The sequence below is a fragment of the Micromonospora sp. CPM1 genome, assembly GCF_023896895.1.
Lineage (GTDB): Bacteria > Actinomycetota > Actinomycetes > Mycobacteriales > Micromonosporaceae > Micromonospora > Micromonospora tulbaghiae.
The window spans coordinates 24,050-30,049 of record NZ_JAMHIU010000041.1 but is presented as its reverse complement, the minus strand read 5'-3'; the positions used below and the strand labels follow the sequence as shown (position 1 = coordinate 30,049).

Here is a 6,000-nt window from a genome sequence, read left to right as displayed (position 1 = left end):
GACGGCCTGGCCACGGCCTGAGACGGCCTGGCCACGGCCTGAGACGGCCTGGCCACGGCCTGAGACGGCCTGGCCACGGCCTGAGACGGCCTGGCCACGGCCTGAGACGGCCTGGCCACGGCCTGAGACGGCCTGGCCACGGCCTGAGCGCCGGCTCAGTTGACACCTCGACTTCGGGTCGGGTTGGCTGGCTGGGCCGCTGAGGGCCTGCGCTCGGTGCTTTCGGCGTGAAGACGGCGGCGGTAGGGGAGGGCCGGGCATGTCCTGGGGGTGGAGCTGGTGCCGCGGCCCGGTGATCCGGTGGCAAGCCAGTCCCCGGGGTCGGACTGGCGCGGAAGACGGAAGCCCCGGCCTCGACGAACGCCATCCACGTCGGCTTCCGTACCCCGGCGCTACGATCGCCCGATGCTGACTGGCGTGCTTCTGGATGCCCTACTTGAGTGTCTGGTGTTCCTGGAGCTGAGCGATAACGATGTGGTCGATCCGGATGAGGCGGCGTCAGTCCAACATCGAGTGGCCGGCATTCTCGGTGCTCTGGGTCCGGACGAGCGTGAGGTGCTTACCAGGTTTGTGGGGGAGCGGGCGATTCAGGCGACCGGTGCCGTGCGTGAGCTCTTGGAAGAGCTGCCGGAGAGCTTTGGCCTCCTTGACGAGGACTGAGGGCCGATAGAGGCAACAGCGGCAGCTCTACGCTCCAACCGCCTCGACGGTCCTGACGGCGCGTGGGGCGGTGTCCCGGCGGCTGTCGGTGGCTCACCGCCCCGGCGCCGTAGGCGGCCGGGGCGGCTTGCCGCAGGCCGGGCTTGCCCGCCCCGCGCCGCGCGGAGCGCGGTGCCTTGATCCTAATGAGAGCTTTTCGGCAGCGACGCTCGCACACGTTTGCGGATATCCGTTTGTAGGCTACGCGGATGGCCGACAAAGGCGCTGGGAGTCCTGGCGATCTGATCGACTACGCCCCATGCTTAAGTCCGATGAGGTTTAGTCTTGCTCTCATCTCATTCGTCAGTTCCTCTTGATGACACCCGTGGGTTCGGTTCGACGGCTTCGTCTACTACCTGTCGGGCATTCGGAATTCTGCTGTAAACCCCGTCCATCAGACGCAGTAGATGGTCGGTGGCCTCCAGTATGCCGACCGGATTTTGGTGTTCGGGAAACGTCCTGCTGGTCCAAGTGTTCAGGGCTACCCCAGCGAACGTCGACAATTGGGCAAGGAAGCCCAAGGGGTGATCGCCGATGTCTCCTGCTGGCTGCTCAACGCTGAGGAGTTCCGTCAGTTTGTGGATAATGTCAAAGCGAGTGGTAAACCCCGGATGGGTCGCAGCAGAATCAAGCTCCACCCACGATTCTTCAACGTGAGCAAGGGCCACGAGAGCAAGAGTGGAGCCCGCTACGGCTCGATACAGGTCCGGAAAGCTCGGCGTGCCCTCTGTTGCGCCAGCGACGATCAGGTATGCGAGGATATCCGCCTGGATCTCCTCCCGCTGGGACTGGTTGAGCTGCACCAAGGAATCAAAGATTTTAAGGCGTTCGATCGTCTCGTCTACAACGATCTTGGCTTTGCGCTTATCGCGCTTAGTGACGGTATGCCCGAGAAGGTGATGCGCCAATTCATGGGCTATGACGAAGGATTCGGCGGCGTCAACCATATCCTCGTGTAGGGCCTCCCGGCCTTTCGCTCCGAGGGCTGCAATCGGGTTGGCGGTCCTGACGAGGCGATGGTCGGTCCACTGGGCCTTGGCGGCATCGAGTTCATTCCAGGGCTTGGAGAATCGTCTATTGAGTTCATCGACCATTCTGTCGAGTTCGGGGCGATTCGCGCTGATGTCCCCGTAGAATGACTTAATATTGTGGAAGAACTCGTCGTAGGCTGCGGCGTACGCCGTCAGAGTGAACGAGTATTGAATGTTTATCTCTATGACTCCCGCTTGGCGCTCAGTCCAAGCTTTGGCATTAAGATCTCCTTTCATTACCCTGCCAACGAAGACATTGTTTGCCAGCGCTCGCCATTCATTGGGAATGCTAGATATTAGATTCTTTATTGTCAGTGAAAGCTGTGGGCAGTTTGAATGTTCAGGTTTGAACTCTAGGGCTCGCGACAACAGATTTTCGGGCAGGGGTTTGCCGGCGTGCCGGAAAAAGTAAATCCAAAAGTTTAGGTCGGAGGGCATTCGGTGTTCGTGGAAAAACTTACCGCGCGATTTTTTCAGGTCGGCCACAACGTTGAGGATACTGAGCTGCCCGGCGGGATGGTGGGCCGACACGCGGGCTTCAACCCTTGTGCCAAGGTGGCTGCCATTGCCGAATGGTGCCATTCGGCGCGAATGATACTCAAGTCTTAATAGGCTAGATTTTATCTGCTTTGTGTGCTCCGGCTCGCTGGTGGACGATCCGTCGCACCCCTGCCTTGAAAACGAACAACTCTCTGCGAGCGGTGGCGTCGCCTTTAGCGTCTAGCTGGTAGCTATCTAGCCATGCCCAACCGTCATAGGTGCTCTACTCTGTGCGGACCTTGATGAGGCGGAAGGAGATCGGCCGTATGAATTGAGGGCTGGCTGCGCGGTCTAGGTGTAGAAGGTCACCCGCTTTCATGCCGGCCCTTCCTGTCTCGCCAGGCGCGTACGGTTACACCGGCCGCTGCGAGGCGGGAGCAGCCGTCATCGACGCACTTCGAGCAGACGGAGCGGTGGTGAAAGTCGATGACGTAGCCGGCCATCAGGACGGGGAGCGGGGGTTCTGGCTGTTGCTCGGGGACCAGCACGGCTCACCTCTGGTTGAGGCGTTTGAGGGCGGCCGACGAAAGCAGAGCGCCGGCTCTGGTCATCAACGGCTTCTCGGGAGCGGAAACGGCGGCTCGGCCGACCCACTTCTGTGCCTGAGGAGTGCGCGTGGATGAGACTCCGTCGCCCTGGTGCTGCGTCAGCACATCGACGACTTCCCGCCCGTGGCGCTCACCCTGCCGTGGGAGAACCCGGCCGACGATGAGCGGGTGACGGTGTCGCTGCTGTTCACCACGACCCGGCGCGGTGCGATCAACCGGCACACCTTCGACGACAAGAGTTGGCGACCCGCCGTACGGGCGGCCGGCATCACTCCGACCCGGGCAACCGGCATGCACGCGCTGCGCCACTTCTACGCCTCGTCGCTGCTCGACGCGGGGGAGAGCATCAAGGCCCTCGCGTCCTACCTCGGCCACGCCGACCCCGGGTTCACGCTCCGGTTCTACACGCACCTGATGCCGGTCAGCGAGGAACGCACCCGCCGGGCCATCGATGATCTGTTCCTTGACTGAGCCGTAGGAACCCGTTGCTGAAGATGGCCCCGAGCCTAGCGTCAGGCACCCCAAACGCGAGGTTTCGCCCCAAGGACGGGCCGTTCTCACTCGACATCCGGTGTGGGTGCTTGCGAAGGTGTACCTATGGTCGCCACTGAGTCTGACTCGCGGAACAGAGTATGGAGTCGGCTATTAAAGACGATGCCCCCGGTTCGAGTTCAGTCTCTTCGAATAATTGAGTCAAAGATATTCGAAGAGCAGATAATCGAATTTGATTCGGTGAACTGCGTTGTTGGCTCTCACGGGTCCGGTAAAACCCTCCTCCTTCGGTTGATCGAAGCGGCCTTTGGGTACAGTAGTCACACTCCGCCGTTCGTTGGCGGCAGTCGGCAGTTCGAGTTCGACCCAGAGCCTGTTGCAGGCGTTGTTGAGCTAGTCATCTCCGTGGGGGGCGAAAAAGAAATCCGCCAAGTCGTCGATCTATCTCTAAGCGAACGCGATCGTGCTGAAATCTGGGCGCGCAAGCTGTCGCCAAACTTTTGGCCAGCTTTTGCCAGTTCAGCGGAATTGGCAAATAACTTCATCTGGTACTACCAGCAACTACCTCACAGTCGGGATCATGTGCTACACGAGCACCGATTCAAGGCCATCGAGTTGGCGGCCCTGAAGGCGATCCTGGGTAGGAGGTATGAGTCGGTACTCGTGCAGACGCTTTTACTCGATGAGGGCTTGGACGACAATAGCTGGTATTCTCAAGGCCCCTTCGTGACGGCGGTGACTGAAATTGGGGAGACGGACAGCACGAAGTTCAGTCTAGGTGAACTGTGGGTACACCAAGCCCTCTGGGAGCAGCGCAGGCTGCAGGCCGGGTGCCTCTTCATGCTGGACGAGCCTGAATCTTTCCTAGCGTTGCGAGGGCACCGAGCTTTCGTGGACGAGGTGGCGCGGCGTGCGCTGGAGCAGAAACTACAGCTTGTTGTGGCGACGCACTCGCCTCAGGTTCTCTCCCGGTTCCCCGCCGCGAACGTGCGTATGTGCGTTCGAGGGTCGGCGGGTAGGATTCGTGTCCTAGTGCCCAGTTCCCTCGAACAGGTCAATCGGGTGGTCGGGGTGGAGGTGCCCCTAACTGGAACTGTGCTTGTAGAGGACGCATTTGCTGCGTCGGTTCTTGGGGCAATATTCGGTTTCCTTGATTTCCCAAGTGGAAGTATTGAGATCGTGTGTGCAGGTGGAAAGGATGAGGTTGTTGCGGGAGTAAGGATCCTTTCTAACTCCTCTCGGTTGCACGTATACGGTGTTCTAGATGCTGATCAGCGTGAACTTGCTGGGAAGTTCGAGGGTCTCTTCTCCCTGCCAGGAGAGCTGGATCCAGAACAAGAGTTGCTGCGCTTTGCGCTGCGGGCCACTGACGAAGTGGCGGTCGCACTGGGGCGAAGCGAGGATGGCTTGCTAGCGGCCCTCGATGGCTATGAGTTCTTCGATCACCAGTACTGGCTTGGCCGGCTCGCGGCCGAACTTGGTCTCGATAAGGGGTTCCTGGTCAACGTACTCATTCGTCTTTGGCTTCAGCAGGAAGGCATTCACTCCCAAGCTGTCGAGTTGGTTGCCGCCCTTGCGAAGGGGCGTTGATTGTCAGCACCTGACGGCCTGGGGGCCGCCTACAGAGGCCTTTGCCAGGCTCCGTCCCAGGTCAGCGGGGGTGCGATGATCTTAATCCGGCGTACAGGTCGACTCGTCCGTCGCCCACCAGCTCACAGAAGCCCTGACGCACGACCTGGCCGAGCCGCTGGCTTCCGTAGCGGTCTTGGTGGTCCCATTCGTGGATGAGGTGGGACGAGTGCGTGCCGGAGCTGCTGGCGCACCTGGGGGAGATGGGCCTGGTCGGGCTGGTCAAGATTGACGGGGAGCGGGAGCGCAAGCCCTGGACCGTGGTGATCTCGGGTCAGCGGCTCGACGGTGTGTCGATCAGGGTCGACGGCCACAGCCTCGACTACTGCCTGAAGCATGCGGTCGCCGCGCTTCACGAGCGCTTCCCGGACGAACTCGCGCTGAACTGAGCTCTGGCTGTGGGGCGGTGTCTCGGCGGCTGTCGGTGGCTCACCGCCCAGGCCAGCGAGGAACGCACCCGGCAGGCCGTCGACCGCCTGTTCGAGCCTGGTTCCGGAGATGCGGGAGCGCATCGTGAGAGCGACCGCCAGGATCTTGTCGCCGGCTACCGACGGCTGCCAGGCTCCCCCGATGACCTTGTTTCTCATGATCGAGACGACGCCCGGTGAGTATTCGCTCCTGTTGAACGCGGGGACAACGCCGGTCGACGACCTGATCGAAGAACTCGATCACGAGCCCAACGGGTACTTCTGGGAGGGCGTGGCGCAGGTTCTCGTCAGCACGGAGGCTCAGTCCCTCGACGGCCGATTCGTCTACGCCTGCGAGGGTGACACGTTCTGCGCCCACGGCACGGACCGAGGGGCGCTGGAAGAGCTGGAAGCGCGGATGACCGCGGTTGCCACCGACGGCGAACGCATGCGGCGGCTGATCACGGACGCCGAGGCGAGCGGCTTCGAGTTCGACGACTGACCGTCAAAGCGGCCGGTCCGGCCCGCTTCCGCGCAGCCCGGACGCCCTGACGACGCCCTGATCTCGGCGGTGTGTGGCGGAAGATCGGGGACTCGACTCAGCGATGACCTGATACCGCGCAAGCATCGACAGCCTGTTCGGTTCGGCTGTCG

General features: G+C 61.5%; 6 protein-coding genes. 5 read left to right on the top strand and 1 reads right to left on the bottom strand.

The features are described from left to right. Positions 1-405 precede the first annotated feature (405 nt). Positions 406-660, top strand: a complete 255-nt coding sequence (locus M8C11_RS29060) for a hypothetical protein (RefSeq protein WP_252454587.1) — start codon at positions 406-408, stop codon at positions 658-660. 335 nt (positions 661-995) lie between these two features. On the opposite strand, the gene M8C11_RS29055 is transcribed toward M8C11_RS29060, so the two are convergent. Beyond that, positions 996-2,312, bottom strand: a complete 1,317-nt coding sequence (locus M8C11_RS29055) for an ImmA/IrrE family metallo-endopeptidase (protein WP_252454585.1) — start codon at positions 2,310-2,312, stop codon at positions 996-998. Positions 2,313-2,908: 596 nt separating this feature from the next. Here M8C11_RS29055 and M8C11_RS29045 point away from each other — a divergent pair. The 4 genes from M8C11_RS29045 to M8C11_RS29030 all read left to right on the top strand — a co-directional run bounded on the left by M8C11_RS29045 (position 2,909) and on the right by M8C11_RS29030 (position 5,848). After that, positions 2,909-3,289: a tyrosine-type recombinase/integrase gene (locus tag M8C11_RS29045; protein ID WP_252454583.1), complete on the top strand. Its 381-nt coding sequence runs from the start codon at positions 2,909-2,911 to the stop codon at positions 3,287-3,289. 126 nt (positions 3,290-3,415) lie between these two features. Next, on the top strand, positions 3,416-4,900 hold the full coding sequence (locus M8C11_RS29040; RefSeq protein WP_252454581.1) for an ATP-binding protein: 1,485 nt from the start codon (positions 3,416-3,418) through the stop codon (positions 4,898-4,900). Between the two features lie 194 nt (positions 4,901-5,094). Next, a complete protein-coding gene (locus tag M8C11_RS29035; protein ID WP_252454579.1) occupies positions 5,095-5,328 on the top strand; it encodes a hypothetical protein in 234 nt (77 codons plus the stop codon). 181 nt (positions 5,329-5,509) lie between these two features. Further along, the gene (locus tag M8C11_RS29030; protein WP_252454577.1) at positions 5,510-5,848 is read left to right on the top strand and encodes an Imm51 family immunity protein; all 339 of its coding nucleotides are present in this window, start codon (positions 5,510-5,512) and stop codon (positions 5,846-5,848) included. The last annotated feature ends 152 nt before the right edge of the window (positions 5,849-6,000 follow it).